Genomic DNA, 14,454 nt, shown 5'->3' with positions numbered 1-14,454 from the left:
CCGCCGGTCTCGAGCAGGCTTCGGGCGATGTAGTTAGTCAGGTTGCGGAACCCGAGTGCGGAGCCGCGCAGGTGTTCGAGCCGTCCGTTGAGTGCCTCGGTCGGCCCGTTGCTGGTGCCGGGTCGTTCGAAGTAGGCGAGCACGTCGGCGGCTCGCTTCTTCAGGGTCCGGCCCAGGGTGGTGAGCTCGGTCAGCACCTTGGGGACGCCGGCGCTGAGGTCGGTGATCAGCTTCTCCATGAGCTCGCGGCCGCGTTGCCGGTCCTCGTGGCGATAGGCGGCGATCATCCGCTGGTAGACACCCCAGGTCGCCTCGACCTCGACGTGAGCGTCATCAACGAACAGCGCGCGTAGCCTGTCGCTCTGCTTGTCGGTGAGCAGGTCCGAACCGGTGTGCAGCGTGCGCCGCGACTTGTAGAGCGGATCGTCCCTGAACCCACGGTGCCCGTGGATCGCGAGTTGGACCCGGCGCCGGCACCTGTCGAGGGCGTCACCGGCCAGGCGCACGACGTGGAAGGGATCCATCACCGTGACCGCGTCCGGGATCTCCTCCGCAGCGGCGGTCTTGAACCCGGTGAAGCCGTCCATCGCGACCACCTCGACCGCGTCACGGAAGGCGTCGTCGCGGTCGGCGAGCCAGGTCTTGAACGCCGCCTTCGACCGGCCCTCGACCATGTCCAGCAGCCTTGCTGGGCCGGCGCCATCGCGGACCGGGGTGAGGTCGATGATCACGGTGACGTACTTGTCGCCACGCCTGGTGTGGCGCCAGACGTGCTCATCGACGCCAATCACCTTCACGCCCTCGAACCGCGTGGGGTCGTTGATCAGCAGCCGCTTGCCTTCGGCCAGGACCGCGTTGTTGGCGGTGTCCCACGCGACCCCGAGTCCCTCGGCGACACGGGCGACGGTGAGGTGTGCGACCACGATCCCTTCCAGCGCCCACCGCAGCCCGGTGCGCGAGAGCTTCGCGCGTGGCTCCGCCGCGGCGCTGGTGTCTTGGCGCCACACGTGTCCGCAGTCTGCACAGCGGTAGCGACGCACTACAACTTCCAGCACGGTCGGTCGCCAGCCCAGCGGCTCGTGGGCCAACCGCCGGATCACGGTGTCACGAGCGGCGCCTTCGCTGCCGCACCGCCGGCACGACTGATCTGGTTCCACCACGCGGCACGCGAGGACCGCACGATCCGGTTCAAGTCGTTGCCCGATCACGCTCAGACCGAGGCCGTCGAGTCGAGCGAAGGCGGTCAGGTCAGGGCCGCCGAAGCCGGGCGGCGGGGTATCGACGTCTATCTGCGGACCGACTCGGCGGGGCGCGATCGTCTCGTGCGTTGGCGGACTACGGGAGCTTGGACGCGAGGACGTCGGCCGCCAGGATCTCGGGTGCTGCGCCGAGGAGGTGCTGGTTGGCCATCAGGGCTGCGACGATGGCGCCGTTGGCGTGGGCGTCGCGAGCGGCTTCGTCGGGGAATGCATCGAAGATCCAGAAGGTGTCGGCGTGGGTCCTGACCGCGAACCAGACAATCGTTCCTACTTCTTCGTTGGCGAGTGCGACAGCGCCGGCGAGCAGATCGGCGACCGCGTCGTGCTGTCCATCGGCCGCGACGATCTTGGCGACGAAGGCATACGGAAGTGATGCGGGTGTGGACATGCGGGACTCTCCTTGACGTCGGGGTTCTTCGTGGGACGAGTTCAGCGTATGACGAGCGAGGGCCGGTGGGGAGTGGCGTATACGGCAGTATTGCTATTGTTTACGTCATGCGTATCGGACTGATCGCGATCGACGGCTGCTTCGGTTCGGCTATCGCGTCGATCATCGACATCGTGCGGGTGGCCGACGGAGCCCGCGGCGATGTCGACCCGCGGATCGACCCGATCGAACTCGCCATCCTCGGACCGAAACGGCGAGTGACCACGACGGCATCGATGACCCTGTCGGTGGACCACCCGCTGTCGGAGTCCGGAGAGTTCGACGTGGTCGTCGTCCCTGCGCTTGGAACCCTTACGGCCGCCGCTACCAACGACGCCCTCCAGAGTCGAGATGCTCGTTCGGTCATCGCCTCACTCGGGCGCCTCGACGACGCGACCACCCGGATCGCCGCGGCGTGCACCGGCGTGTTCGCCGTCGCCGAGACCGGACGGATGCATCATCGGAGGGCGACGACCAGCTGGTTCCTGGGGCCGGAGTTCCTGAAGCGCTATCCGACCGTCGCCCTCGATCTCGACACCATGGTCGTGGTCGACGGGAACCTCGTCACCGCCGGCGCCGCCTTCGCCCACATCGACCTCGCGCTCTCACTCGTGCGATCGATCAGCCCCGACCTGGCCCAACATGTCGCCAAGCTCCTCATCATCGACGAGCGCCCGTCGCAGGCGGCCTTCGTCGCCTACGAACATCTCCGGCACGAGGACCCGATCGTCGTCGAGTTCGAACGCTTCGTGCGCGCCCGCCTGGACGAACCGTTCAACGTCGCCTTCGTCGCGCAGTCGCTCGGCACCAGCCGGCGCACCCTCGAACGACGAGTCCGTGCGGCGCTCAACCTCACTCCGCTCGGCTTCGTCCAACGGCTTCGCACCGAACGAGCTCGACACCTCTCAGCAACCACGGACCTCACCTCCGCCGAGATCGCGCTACGGGTCGGCTACGCAAACGCCGAGACTCTGCGCTCCCTCCTGCGCAGGGAGCGACGCCGTTCCTGACCTATCGCCATGCCTGTAGCCGGTGTCCTAGCGCTCGACTGGAACCACCTCTCAGCACGTCGCGTCGACGCTCCTGCGTCGCCCCTGGACGACCCACTCGACACGCCCGCAGCACAGCCCATGTGACGTGCCCCGGCTTCCCGGACGGTCGGGGTTGGGTGGCTGTGATGTCGCTGCGTTCTCGTCGAGAGAGTCAGCAGACCCGATCAGAGCCGATTGGGATGAGACGCGAAGGCGGTCAGGTCAGGGCGGCCGAAGCCGGCCGGCGGGGTAGCGTCGGTCACGTCGAGGTCTTTCGGACGGATGGCGTAGGAACCTCCATCGTCGGGAGACCTCGACGTCTATCTGCGGACCGACGCGCCCGGCCGACCTACACCCTCATCTGGGAAGAGCCCCTAACAGTACTATTGCCGTTACGCATGAAAGGTGACACCGTGACCGCTCGAATCCTCGCCCTCTGCAATCAGAAGGGCGGCGTCGGCAAGAGCACGACGACATTCCACCTGGCCCGCGCCGCGGTGCTGGCTGGCCGTCGCGTGCTCGCCGTCGACCTCGACCCGCAGGGAAACCTCACGACGTCGATCGCAGCCGAAACCGTCGAGGAAGATCAGCCCGGCCTAGCCGATGCGCTGAGCAAGCACGCCGACGAGACGCTGCGCGACGTCATCGTGCCGGGACTGTGGCCCGGCCTCGACCTCGTGCCCACGTCGGGCGTCGAGCTCGGCAGTGTGCGCGATGAACTCGTGATCGCCGGAGCGGGCCGAGAGAGCCGCCTACGCGCTGCGCTGCGCGAGGTTGCAGACGACTATGACCTGATCCTCATCGACTGCGCGCCGAGCCTTGACCAGCTCACCAGCAACGGCCTGACGGCCGCCGACGGGGTAGTGGTCGTGACGCACTCGAAGCTGTGGAGCGCCAACGGCCTGACGCAGCTCCTCGACACGATCGCGCTCGTGCGCGAGCACTACAACGCGCAGCTCGACGTCGCCGGCATCCTCATCAACCAGCACGAGGAGAACACCGTCAGCGGCCGTGCCTGGCTCGACGACCTCACCGAGGCGGCTGAGGCACGCGGTCTGCGCGTGCTCAGCCCGCCGGTTCCCAAGCGCGTCGTGATCGCGGATGCCGTCGAAGCATCCAAGGGCCTCGACGAGTGGGGGAGTGCCGAGGCAACCGCCCTCAGCGGCCTCTACAGCGGCCACCTGACCACCCTCGAAGGAGTACGCGCATGAGCGCCCGACCCGAACGCAAACGCTCCACCCTCAGCGGACGGAACCCCATCGCACCGGCCGCTGAGACGCCGCAGGAGCCTCCCGCAGCCGCTCCCGCGCCTGTTGCACCGGCCGCGCCCTCAGAGAGCGTCACAGAGCCGCAGGCGGCCGCACCGAAGAAGCGCAGCAAGTACCCGCCCAAGGTGTCGTTCTACCAGGAGCAGGAGGACACCGACCGCATCCGCGGCGCGATCATGCACACCATCCCCTACGAGGGCGTGCGCAGCCTCTCGCAGTTCCTCAGCGGGGCCGCTATGAAGGAAGTCGAGCGGCTAGAGCGCCAGTACAACGACGGCAAGCCGTTCCCGCCCGTGGGGGCTCGAGAACTGCCCCAGGGCAGACCGATGGGGGAGTGACCATGACGCAGCTCAACCACGAAGCGCGAGAGACGCTGCGATCGGCGGGGATCACCCCCGGCCAGTGGGCGAAGCGCCACGGCTACGAGTCAGCGAAGGATTGGCGTGGAGACGAGTGCGGATGCACCGACGACCGCTGTATCGGCTACCACCACGACGCCACGGACGAGTGCGGGTGCCTGCCCGCCCTCATCGAGGAGCTGCGCCGGGATGAGCGCAAGTTGACGGCCGCACGCCCTGTGTGGGCCGCGCACGTGCGCGCGGTCGAGAGCGGCACAGCCGAAGATCGCGCCGCAGCCGACCAGCTCGCGGCCGAGTGGGTCGCGGAGTACAACCCCGGCGCCGTCTGGCACTCCCTGACGCCTCGCGGGATCGTCTACCGCAACCAGTGGAACGACCGGACGTGGCTCATCTACGACGCCGATCGCGACTCGATCGAGACGGCCGACGTCACCGACGAAACGGAGATCTCCGCATGACCGGCGTGACCGTGCAGCAGCTCGTCGACCAGGTGCTCGATGCCGCCCAGGCGGCGCACCCAGGCGTGGAGTTCGGCATCACCCTGTCGTTGGCGAACGCCCTGCTTTTGCAGAAGGACTCCGACAAGCTGTGGCGCAAGGATGCCGACGGGCGAGAGGGCTACTACAGCGGCCACGTCTACCGGGATTGCCTCGTTGACGAGATTCCGAGCGAGGAGCCGGCACCGATCGATTTCCTCGTCATCGTGTCGCCCGTGTACGGCACCAGCCCGGAAGCCGAGCGGGCGGTGACTTATTACGGCGACCTGCGCACGGGCGCGATCGCCACGACCCTTCCCGACGACGTGCAGACAGAGCCGCCGGCCGATTCGGCGTAGGCCTGCCTCAGCGTCGGTTGCTCGTCGACGGGCCGGTGTGCTTGATGTACTCCCACCAGGGCATGGAACGAAAGAGGGCCAGGCGTCCTTAGGTTTGGAACCCCAAAGACACCTGGCCGCTATCCCCACTCGGTGAGCCCGAGGATGCGCATCAATGATTTGCAACGGGCTTGGTCACCAGGCCTTTCTCCCACCCGGGGGTGGAGGCCGAGCTGAAAGACCCGGGAACAGCACGGACATGCCGCCTCTACGAAGATAGCAGACCGGCTATCATCGAATCGAGTTCGACTTACGCAACCCCGTTGAATACACTTTTAGAACCTGCAGCATTACCCTAACGGAACCCCCAGAGAGGTGCTCCACGTCAGCGCGCATCAGTACCGCGTGCCAGTTTAGTGCTGAACTGCCCGCGAGCCAAAGGCGAGGAGGAAATCGTGACAAACGCGCTAGCCGAAGCCGTCAAGAGAGATGCATGTCCGCTTCGGCGATCCTTCGTCGAGAGGCCGGAGGGCAGCGAGGATGGGGCACCCACTCCGCTCGCGTCTTTGCTTCGCACCCGTGATCTTGCAGGCGGTAAAGGCGGCGGGGTGCGCATCGCCCTGTTGATGACTCTGATCTGGGTCAACGCCAGGCCGCCCTACTCCACCTCTCGTGTCGCTGCATACTGGGCGGAGCTGCTGGATATGGACGATCCGCGTGGTGACGGTGCTCGTACTATCCGCGATGCACTTCACGAGTTGGCAGACCGCGGACTCATCGGTCTGCACAGCACCGGATCGAGGACGGAAATCTTCCTTCTGAATGAGGCGAAGCCGATCGGGGCCGATGGCAAACCCGTCCTTTATGAGCCTCCGTACGGCTCGGAGCCTTATCTACCTGTCCCGCGGTCGTTCTGGACGGGAGGCCTCGCGGGCGGCTTGTCGGGTGCGGGAATGGCGATGTATCTGTGCGCACTCGGTATGACGCGGAGCGATGACCCCGAGTTCTTCATATCGACGAGCTTTTTTGATGAGCGCTATGGAATCTCCCGATCGAGCAGGAAGCGCGGCCTCGCCGAGCTCACGGAGCGTGGCGTGTTGACGGTGACGGTGCGGGAGGAGTTGGACACCAACACGTTCCGTCGCGTCCGGCGCAACGTGTACCGGCTCTCGAAGGCCTATAGGCAACCAGTTCCGTATCGCGCGCCCGAGGAAGAGAAGAAGGACACGGCTCTTGCGATGCTCGACAAGCTCCTCAAAGAATCTGCTGCCAAGAAGCCTGTCAAACGTAAGAAGGCCGCCTCGGAAGTTGAGCGCTAGCAGTTCGCCGAAAACGATCGATTCCGGCACGAGCGCCGAGCGCACCGCGGCGACGTCGACACGCCGTGCCGAAACTCCGTGCCAAAACCTCCCATGTTCCGAAACCTGATCCGACCGTTTTCGGCCCACAGCTGATAGAATTGGAGCACGCCACGAGAGGGGTAATCATGGTCCGCACACTCACCGCCGCACCGCCGGCACAGACCGCCGCCGACGAGCGTCTGGCGTTCGCGGATGCAGCTCTCGCGCTGGCCGGCCACGAGGTCACCGACTCGGCGCTGCGCGCCATCGTCGAGCAGGCCGCCCGCCACGAGCTGACGGGGGATGAGGCGCGCGCTGCGATCCGCCGTCACGTGCAGGGCTGATGCCTCGCGGCACCACGTTTCGTACCTGGGATGACTACTTCATCCCAGGTACTTCTGTGTTGAGGAACAAGTTCACCGCTCCCGGCAAGCCGCACGGGGAACCCGACCCCGACAAGCTCCGGACGTTGGAGGAAGCCTTCGCGCACACGCGCCTCCAAGAGCTGCATGAGAACCCGATTGCCGGTCGGTTCGACTACGACCACATGAAGGCGATCCACGGTTACGTGTTCCAGGACGTCTACGAGTGGGCCGGTCAAGAACGGGTGGCCCCGGCGGGCCAGTTCATGACAAAGGATGGGCACGCCTACTACGGCGCCGGCCCTCACCTGACGGCGGCCGCCGAAGCCGAGTACGCCAAGCTCGCCGGAAAGGACTACCTGCGCGGGCTGCCGCAAGCGAAGTTCGTCGACGAGCTCGCGGAGAGCTGGGGGGAATTGAACGTCATCCATTTTGCGAGGGAGGGCAATACGCGGACACAGTTCGTGTTCTTCACCCAGCTCGCAGAACAGGCCGGCTATCGAATCGACGCCACGAGATTCGCTCCCGGCTCGCCGCTGCGTGACGAGTTCGTGCAGGCACGGTTTCACTCGCAGGACACCGGTCGAAACGACCGGCTCGCCGCGGTGCTTGGGAAGGCGATCACCCCTTTAGGCCGTGACGCTTCGGCGTCTCGAATGAGCGACAACGGCGTAGCCGACGCCCTGCGCGCCAGCTTCCCCATGAGCGCTAAGGCGGCCGCGCGATCGGCACCCAAGCCCGGCGCGAGCATCCCAGGACGATCGTCGGCGCAACGCCCGGAAAGAGGCAGAACCGATACAGGACGGGGCGGACGTGACTAGCCCGATGACCACTCAACTCGACATCGAGCAGCGTTGGCCGGAGCTGTTCGACGGCCTGACCGAATCGCAGCGTTGGTCCGTTGTCCAGTCTCTCGCGGCCGCCTGGCATGAGGGCTGGGAGCCCAACCATGCCGACGTCGCTAACCTCACCGACTATGCGGCAGGGCGGATCGACCACGCCGACTACGCCCGCCGATCAGATGCTTCGGGTGGCCGCGCGCGGGGGAGTGCCCAATGAATGTGATCGGTTACGCGCGGGTGTCCAAGCGTGAGCAGAACCCCGCCGCTCAGGAGGCCGAGCTGCGCGCAGCGGGAGCCGTGCGGGTGTTCGTCGACCACGGCGAATCGAGCCGCCTCGCAGACCGCCCCCAGTGGCTCGCCTGCCTCGACTACCTCAACGAGGGCGACACCCTTGTGGTGCGTCGCCTGGACCGGCTGGGAGGGTCGGAGCGGATCATCATCGAGACGCTGCACGACCTCGACCGCCGAGGGGTGAACATTAAGAGCCTGACGGAGCCGATGATCGACACCACGACTCCGATGGGTCGCGCCCTGTTCGGCATGGTCGCCGTATTCGCGCAGCTCCGCGTCGACACCATCCGGGAGAACACGATGCGCGGCCTCGCACACGCGAAGGCGCAGGGTCGGGTCGGTGGCCGGCCGTCGAAGATGACGCCGGAGAAGATCGCACAGGCGCAGCGGATGCGTGCCGAGAATCGCAGCCTTGACCACATCGCCGCGGTGCTCAGCGTCGGCAAGTCCACGGTCGCGCGAGCCCTGAGCAGGGCGGATCAGGAACTCACTCAAACGCAGCGGTAGCGTCGCTCTGGTCATCGCGGAGCAGGACGCCCGGGGCGACGTCGAGGGCGCCGGCTATCGCGTTCAGCTCGTCGACGGTGAGGCCCGCCGGCTTGGTCAGGTGCAGCCGCCGGGTGAGCGTGCGCAGCTTGATCCCAGTCGCGTCAGCCAGCCATTCGACCGTCAGGCCGCGAGTGTCGAGCACGCGCCGGATGTGCTGCGCGACCTGCACGGCAATGGATCGCGTCATCGGCCATCGCCCCCCGACTCACTCTCACGAGTGAGCGTGTCGATTACCGTCACGGCCTCGCTCCCCGGCACCGTCACGGATGCCGCAAGCCGAAAGCCGGAGCGCCCGTAATCGTAGAGCTGTTGGTCACGCTCGCTCACGTTTCGTAGGAGCCGGCCGCGCTCATCGTCCGACGTCGGCAGTGTCGTTGTCAGCGTTGCGAAACTCACGGGTCCACTCGTCGCTCGATCCCATTCCCTTGTTGTGTGTCCGATGAAAGTAGGAAGTTCGGCGGTACGCCGAGCTGCCGGCTTTCTCGGAACACTTGCCGCCTTGCACGCAGCGGAGAGGCGGTCAAGGGGAGCCCGCAGGGCTCTCCCGAAGGGACGCGAAGCGCCCTTGACGGGCTCGGGAGCGGAGTGCAACCCCGCAACGCGGGGACACACGAAAGCCCCACGCCGCCGAGCGGAACGTGGGGGCGGAACCGTGCGCGCGATCACCCCTCCGTAGAAGTCTCCGACTGAGAGTCGTGATCCGCCGCGGGTGCCGAGCTAGACGCGGGCTTGCGCGTCGAACGACGCCGCGTGCGCGCCTTCTTATCGGGCTCGGAGAACCCGATCTTGCGCAGCTCGTCCGCAGACCATCCGGCACTGAGAGCGGCCGAGTAGGCGCGCACGTCCTCGCGCTCCGCGGTCGCGATGCGCTCGGCGATCCGCGCCTGTAGGTCGGCCAGCTCGCGCGCCGTCTCGTTGCGCACATCGGTCAGCGCTTGCCGCGCCTCCGCGACAGTGCGAACCGCGGTGAGGCGGTCATCCTGTAGACGTCGCGCGCGTTCGATTGCTTCCTCTGCTGTCAGTTGCGTAGCCATGCACCAAATCGTACGGATCGCGCCGTTAGAAGTCGACGCGTGTCGACACATCAAAAGCACGCCGAGGCGAAGCCTCGACCACTCCCGTCTGTCGACGTGAGTGAACCCGAATGGAGTCCCAGACGGAGCAAGCTAAACACTTAGCAGGGCTAAGTGGGCTTGACCCCTCGACAGCCGTCGACGGGTGCGGCACACTGGAGGTGTGGTCCCCGCACGGGGCGGGGTCGCTGCGCTGGGCCGAAGGAAGGGGATCGCATGTCAGACGAGACGGCAACCGAGCCCCGAACAGAGCGGCGTCGGCGCGCGAATGCCCCCGGAGGACGGCAGCACAAGCACGAAGTGAAGGTGACGGCCGAGGAGGAGGGCCGGCTGCTGCGCCTCGCGCTCGCTCAGCGGGTGACCATCCCGCGACTGCTCATCGAGACGACCCTCGCATCCGAGACGGGCGAGACGGTCACAGAGCGGCGCAACGCGATCGGGAAGCTGTTCGAGCTTCACCGGCTGTTGGCCGCCGTGTCGAACAACGTCAACCAGATCGCGAAGGCCACCAACGCGACCGGTCAGCGGCAGGCAGAGACAGACGCCACGCTCGCCGCGGTGCGACGTGTCGCGGAGCGCATCGACGCGGCCGTGGACGAGCTGAGCCTGTCATGATGCCGAACGTCACGCGCGGCGATCGGATGGCCGGTCTGGTGTCCTACCTCGTCGGCGGCGGTCGCCACAACGAGCACACGGAGCCGCACCTGGTGGCCGGCGATCACGCGCTGATGGCGTGGTACGACGATGCCGAGTTGAGCGGCGAGAACGCGAAGGCGATCGCGCGGCACCTGGACCGGCCACGCACCGCTATGGGCGTCGACGTGAAGGGCGGCCATGTGTGGCACGCCTCACTGTCGCTGCGGGCCGAGGAGGGCATCCGCACCGATCAGGAGTGGGCCGTGATCGCGGAAGACTTTGTGTCCGCGATGGGCTTCGACGACAACGACGGAACCAAGGCCCCGTGCCGTTGGGTCGCGATCCGCCACGGGCTCTCGCAGGCCGGGAACGATCACGTGCACATCGCCGTGAACCTCGTCCGCGAGGACGGCACGAAAGCGTCGACGCACCTGGACTACCAGCGCGCGCAGAACGCCGCACGCGCCCTCGAAGTGAAGTACGGCCTGGAGCAGTTGGAGTCGACGAAGGGTGAGCGCGCGACGCGCGGCTACAGCCCCGCGGAGCAGGCACGCGTCGAGGAACGATCGGCGCTCATGGCGCAGCGCAAGTACGAACAGCACGCCGCGCGTATCGGGGGAGAGCAGCCCGAATGGCACCGTCTCGACCCGAAGGAACGACAGGCACGGATCACGGCTGAGGTGCGACTGAACGCACCCCGGAACGACCTCGCGCGCAGCGTGCGAGCAGCGGCCGGCGCGAGCGAGAACGAAGCCGAGTTCGTGCGCCGACTACGCCGCTCCGGCGTCCTCGTGCGGCCGCGGTTTGCCGAAGGCACCACGGACGTCATCACCGGCTACTCCGTAGCAAGCCGGCCCGCCAATGGCGAACGTCCGATCTGGTACGGCGGCGGCCAGATGGGCCGCGACCTCACCCTGCCGAGGCTCCGCGAAGGATGGCCCGACACCGCCGCGGGAGCGACCGACGCGGCCGCCGAGTGGCAGGCAGCGAAGCGCGGCCGCCGCCCCGTCGCGCCGGGTCGCGAGATGCGCGAACCAGACCCCGAGCTGTGGCAGCGGCACACCGAGGAGGTCGCGCGGCTCCGCGAGCAACTGCGCGCCGTCGCGCTCGACGACCGCGACACCTGGTCGACCGTCGCCCGGCAGACGGCGGGTGCGTTCGCGGCATGGTCGAACGCCGTCGAAGAGACGCCGGGCGACCTGGCCGAGGCATCCGACGCACTGGCGAAGTCGGCGCAGACCTACCGTCGGCCGGTGAAGCCGCAGCGCGCCGGCCGGGTCGCCATGTCGGGCGCGACCATGCTCCTCGCCAGCGTCGCGCGAGGCGGCCAGGGGACGGCCGCGCAGCTCGCGCTCCTGCGCCAGCTCATGAACCTTTCCCAGGCCGTCTACGACGCCGCCAAAGCGGCGGGGGAGGCGCGCCAGGCAGCGAACGTCGCCACCGCCGTGCGTGAGCGCGTGATGAACGTCCGCCGCCAGCTCGAAGCGACCCCCGCGGCCGCGTCGACGTCGACGACCACGGCGACTGCACCGAAGGTCGACCGCTCCGCGATCGTCGACGCATCCGTGCAGGAAGCGCTCGACAAGATGCAGCGCGCGGAGGAGAACCGCAGCAAGACCACCGGCTCGCCGGTCCCCCCACGGGTGGACCCCGCGCGGCCGCGCACCGCGACGAAGCCGGGCGCAGATCGCGGCCCGGAGCGATGAGGAAGGAGTCAGATCATGGCCGATGAAAGCGACGGCATCGAGGAGGCATTCGACGGGCAGCTCCGCATCGCCGTCACCGCGGCGGGGCGGATCGGTGAAGCTCTCGCACGCGCCCGCGAGGACGGAGCTCGACGAGCGCAGGCGCAAAGCGAGCAGGAAGGCCGCGAGCTGTCGTCACGGTTCGAGGCAGAGAAGCGCGCAGCTCGCGTCGAGCTGGGAAGCGTCTACCGCTCCGACTGGTGGGACCGAGCCACACCGGAGCAGATTGGCGGCGTGCTCACCACGGCGCGCGCGTGGGGATCGGAAGACCCCGAGGCCGAGCGCGCGGAGGGCCGCATCCGCGACGAGCTCCGCACCCGCTACGGCGTCGACGTGAACAACACCGGCGCCGACCCGGCGGCCGTGCAGGCAGCCGTTGAGGCCGAGCGGCTTCGTCGGCAGTCGGAAACCGAGCGGCAGCGCAGCGCCACCGAGCAGGCCGAGGCCGTCGCGCTCTCGCGTCAGGCGGACGAGGCCGATCGCGCAGCCGAGGCCGCGCGCACGAGCGCCGACGTCGCCCCCGACGAAGGCGAGCGGGAGCAGGCCCAGGTGCAGGCCGAGCGCGAGCAGAACCGCGCCGACGTGACCCGCGAGAAGGCCGAGCCGCTGTACGACTCCGCAGAGCGTCGGGAGCGCGACGCCGACAAGCTCGAACAGCGTGGCATCGGCAAGGAGGCCGTGAGCGCGAAGATGGCCGCCGACGTCAGCCAGGGCAAGCCCGCCACCGCCGCGGTCAGGGCCGAGCAGACGCAGAGCGCGAAGGCGCGGCCAAACCGTTCACGATCCCCCAAGATGCAGCGCACCGAGCTGGGGCGATGAGCAAGAAACGCTGGGCGGCGGTCATCACGGTGATCGTCGTCGCCAGCGGCGGGGTTGGATACGGGCTGCGCAGCGCCTTCCCGCCATATCCCGCGTTCTCGACGCCCGTGGTGATGGACGAGGCGCTGTGGCTGGCGATGGTCAGCGGCCCTCCGATGGCGGGCCTGTTCGCCATCGTTGCGGCAGCGATCGCGTTCTACCCGGCGTACCGGTCGACGCGGATCGCGCGCGAGAATGCAGCGCGGGAGCAGTGGTGGAAGCGCGCGGAATGGGCGCTCGGCCAAGCCGGTTCTGACAACCAGACCGACCGCGAAGTCGCGAATGACGCCTTGGTGTAGGTTCCGCGGGGAGTTGTCCATTTCGAGGGCGAAATGTCCACTACTTGTCCAGCTGGACATTTCGCGCCGGATTACGCCGGTGGGCTTCCGTCTCATCCTCGCGACGGAGGCACAAGCGAAAGCGAACACCCTAATGTAGGTTTCGTGAGCGATGACGGTGGTAGCAGGCGACAAGAGGCAACGAACTGGATTGCGATCGGGATCGTACTTGGACTCCCGCTCGGCGCGGCGTTCGGGGTGTTCATGGTCGACAACCTCGCGCTCGGTTTGCTCTTGGGCGCAAGTGTGGGACTGACATTCGGGGTAGCTGCTGACACCCTCCGAAAGTGCCGGAACGCCAAATAGCCTCACGTCCTCGGGTACGTACCGCAGCCGCCGGGTGGACGCGCCGCTCCGGAGTATGGAGGGACAAGTCGCGCGCCGCTCGCTGCGTCCGATCGCGGACATTTCAACCCGTCGCACCCAGGAGCCGTCGCATCCGGGCGGACATCTCGGACCGGTTCCTACACTTGGTGGCCCTCCTGAGCGATGCGACCGAGCGTGCGTCGGTTCGGAAAAGAGCCCGATGCGCGCCCGGTCGCCAATACCGCCTGAGTGCCGTCTGAGCAACGAGAGAGGGACCGACCCGTTGGGGCCGGTCCCTCTCTCGTTGTTGCGTTCAGCCGAGGTTGATCGTCATGCTTCCAATCTCGGTCTGGCCGAGGTCGGTCGACGCCACGAGCTTCACGGGCGTCGTCGTGTCAGTCAGCTCGTACGCCACCGCGTTCGAGACGGTGCCGCCCTCCTTGATGTTTTCCATTTGGGAGTCGAGGAACTGGTCATCGGGCAGTGCTCCGACATTGAGCTCGTTCTCTGCGTTCGGGTCGTTGTCCTGGAAAGCGTTGAAGTAGAAGATGAAATCGTTCGGGGTGACGTCGCGGTCGGCACCGGTGTTCGTGATGTCGTACCAGAACGCGATGACCGGTACATCGCCGTATTCGTTGCCAGGCTCGCCAACCTGGATCGTCTTGGTGTCCGTGATGGTGATCGTCACGTCCTCGGTCGTGAGCACGGAGTCTTCGAATGTCGCTTCGGCCGGCGCCTCCTCGATCGGAGCGCTGTCGACGGTGACAGTCTCGTCGGGTGCGGGCGAGTCGGTTGCCGTGCTCGCGCATCCTGCGAAGGCGAGCACGGCGATGCCGAGCGAGGCGATGAGCGTGGTGGCTTTGGTGGTGCGGTGCATAGTTCCCCCAGGAAGGTGGCAGTGACAATTGGTGCGCGTCCACACTATCGACGCGGAAGAGGCCGATTTGGTCCCAGCT

Annotated in this window: 20 protein-coding genes; 15 read left to right on the top strand and 5 right to left on the bottom strand. The window is 67.2% G+C overall.

The window, feature by feature from the left end:
- Together FHS07_RS16195 and FHS07_RS16190 are read right to left on the bottom strand one after the other, a co-directional pair.
- A partial coding sequence (locus tag FHS07_RS16195; protein ID WP_183420933.1) for an ISL3-like element ISPfr2 family transposase occupies window positions 1–1,289 on the bottom strand: 1,289 nt, incomplete at its 3' end.
- Between the two features lie 46 nt (window positions 1,290–1,335).
- A complete protein-coding gene (locus FHS07_RS16190; protein WP_033107114.1) occupies window positions 1,336–1,647 on the bottom strand; it encodes a putative quinol monooxygenase in 312 nt (103 codons plus the stop codon).
- Window positions 1,648–1,754: 107 nt separating this feature from the next.
- On the opposite strand from FHS07_RS16190, the gene FHS07_RS16185 reads away from it, so the two are divergent.
- The 10 genes from FHS07_RS16185 to FHS07_RS16140 all read left to right on the top strand — a co-directional run bounded on the left by FHS07_RS16185 (window position 1,755) and on the right by FHS07_RS16140 (window position 8,500).
- The gene (locus FHS07_RS16185; RefSeq protein ID WP_183420930.1) at window positions 1,755–2,696 is read left to right on the top strand and encodes a GlxA family transcriptional regulator; all 942 of its coding nucleotides are present in this window, start codon (window positions 1,755–1,757) and stop codon (window positions 2,694–2,696) included.
- A gap of 434 nt (window positions 2,697–3,130) precedes the next feature.
- Entirely contained in the window at window positions 3,131–3,928 is a 798-nt protein-coding gene (locus FHS07_RS16180; protein WP_343054747.1) for a ParA family protein, read from the top strand.
- Entirely contained in the window at window positions 3,925–4,323 is a 399-nt protein-coding gene (locus FHS07_RS16175) for a ParB family protein (protein WP_183420928.1), read from the top strand. The genes FHS07_RS16180 and FHS07_RS16175 overlap by 4 nt, the downstream gene beginning before the upstream one ends.
- 2 nt (window positions 4,324–4,325) lie before the next feature.
- Window positions 4,326–4,802 carry a hypothetical protein gene (locus tag FHS07_RS16170; protein ID WP_183420927.1) on the top strand — a complete coding sequence of 159 codons (477 nt, stop codon included), beginning with the start codon at window positions 4,326–4,328 and terminating at the stop codon, window positions 4,800–4,802.
- Window positions 4,799–5,179 carry a hypothetical protein gene (locus tag FHS07_RS16165; RefSeq protein WP_183420926.1) on the top strand — a complete coding sequence of 127 codons (381 nt, stop codon included), beginning with the start codon at window positions 4,799–4,801 and terminating at the stop codon, window positions 5,177–5,179. The genes FHS07_RS16170 and FHS07_RS16165 overlap by 4 nt, the downstream gene beginning before the upstream one ends.
- A 587-nt stretch (window positions 5,180–5,766) precedes the next feature.
- Complete coding sequence (locus FHS07_RS16160) at window positions 5,767–6,477, top strand: hypothetical protein (protein ID WP_183420925.1); 711 nt, start codon at window positions 5,767–5,769, stop codon at window positions 6,475–6,477.
- 167 nt (window positions 6,478–6,644) lie between these two features.
- Window positions 6,645–6,842 carry a hypothetical protein gene (locus FHS07_RS16155; protein WP_183420924.1) on the top strand — a complete coding sequence of 66 codons (198 nt, stop codon included), beginning with the start codon at window positions 6,645–6,647 and terminating at the stop codon, window positions 6,840–6,842.
- Window positions 6,842–7,681, top strand: coding sequence for a Fic/DOC family protein (locus tag FHS07_RS16150; protein ID WP_183420923.1), 840 nt, complete (start codon window positions 6,842–6,844; stop codon window positions 7,679–7,681). Before FHS07_RS16155 ends, FHS07_RS16150 begins: the two co-directional genes overlap by 1 nt.
- Before the next feature lie 4 nt (window positions 7,682–7,685).
- A complete protein-coding gene (locus FHS07_RS16145; RefSeq protein ID WP_183420922.1) occupies window positions 7,686–7,919 on the top strand; it encodes an antitoxin VbhA family protein in 234 nt (77 codons plus the stop codon).
- Window positions 7,916–8,500: a recombinase family protein gene (locus FHS07_RS16140; RefSeq protein ID WP_183420921.1), complete on the top strand. Its 585-nt coding sequence runs from the start codon at window positions 7,916–7,918 to the stop codon at window positions 8,498–8,500. The genes FHS07_RS16145 and FHS07_RS16140 overlap by 4 nt, the downstream gene beginning before the upstream one ends.
- Here FHS07_RS16140 and FHS07_RS16135 read toward each other — a convergent pair.
- Window positions 8,481–8,729: a helix-turn-helix domain-containing protein gene (locus FHS07_RS16135; RefSeq protein WP_183420920.1), complete on the bottom strand. Its 249-nt coding sequence runs from the start codon at window positions 8,727–8,729 to the stop codon at window positions 8,481–8,483. The genes FHS07_RS16140 and FHS07_RS16135 overlap by 20 nt on opposite strands.
- A 475-nt stretch (window positions 8,730–9,204) precedes the next feature.
- Window positions 9,205–9,576, bottom strand: coding sequence for a hypothetical protein (locus tag FHS07_RS16130; RefSeq protein WP_183420919.1), 372 nt, complete (start codon window positions 9,574–9,576; stop codon window positions 9,205–9,207).
- Between the two features lie 345 nt (window positions 9,577–9,921).
- Between FHS07_RS16130 and mobC the strand changes: the two genes are divergently transcribed.
- Genes mobC through FHS07_RS16935 form a run of 5 tightly spaced genes read left to right on the top strand, consistent with a single transcriptional unit; the run spans window position 9,922 to window position 13,498 of the window.
- A complete protein-coding gene (gene mobC, locus FHS07_RS16125) occupies window positions 9,922–10,230 on the top strand; it encodes a plasmid mobilization relaxosome protein MobC (protein WP_343054746.1) in 309 nt (102 codons plus the stop codon).
- Window positions 10,230–11,957: a relaxase/mobilization nuclease domain-containing protein gene (locus FHS07_RS16120; RefSeq protein ID WP_246383734.1), complete on the top strand. Its 1,728-nt coding sequence runs from the start codon at window positions 10,230–10,232 to the stop codon at window positions 11,955–11,957. Before mobC ends, FHS07_RS16120 begins: the two co-directional genes overlap by 1 nt.
- 15 nt (window positions 11,958–11,972) lie before the next feature.
- Window positions 11,973–12,815 carry a hypothetical protein gene (locus tag FHS07_RS16115; protein WP_183420916.1) on the top strand — a complete coding sequence of 281 codons (843 nt, stop codon included), beginning with the start codon at window positions 11,973–11,975 and terminating at the stop codon, window positions 12,813–12,815.
- Window positions 12,812–13,153: a hypothetical protein gene (locus FHS07_RS16110; RefSeq protein WP_183420915.1), complete on the top strand. Its 342-nt coding sequence runs from the start codon at window positions 12,812–12,814 to the stop codon at window positions 13,151–13,153. The genes FHS07_RS16115 and FHS07_RS16110 overlap by 4 nt, the downstream gene beginning before the upstream one ends.
- 33 nt (window positions 13,154–13,186) lie before the next feature.
- Window positions 13,187–13,498 (top strand): glycine zipper domain-containing protein, encoded by a 312-nt coding sequence (locus FHS07_RS16935; RefSeq protein WP_484502663.1) that lies wholly within the window; start codon window positions 13,187–13,189, stop codon window positions 13,496–13,498.
- A gap of 313 nt (window positions 13,499–13,811) precedes the next feature.
- On the opposite strand, the gene FHS07_RS16105 is transcribed toward FHS07_RS16935, so the two are convergent.
- Window positions 13,812–14,375 carry a DUF5067 domain-containing protein gene (locus FHS07_RS16105; protein ID WP_183420914.1) on the bottom strand — a complete coding sequence of 188 codons (564 nt, stop codon included), beginning with the start codon at window positions 14,373–14,375 and terminating at the stop codon, window positions 13,812–13,814.
- Between the last annotated feature and the right edge of the window lie 79 nt (window positions 14,376–14,454).

It is taken from the genome of Microbacterium proteolyticum (assembly GCF_014192415.1).
Lineage (GTDB): Bacteria > Actinomycetota > Actinomycetes > Actinomycetales > Microbacteriaceae > Microbacterium > Microbacterium proteolyticum.
This window is presented reverse-complemented; position numbering and strand designations above follow the sequence as displayed.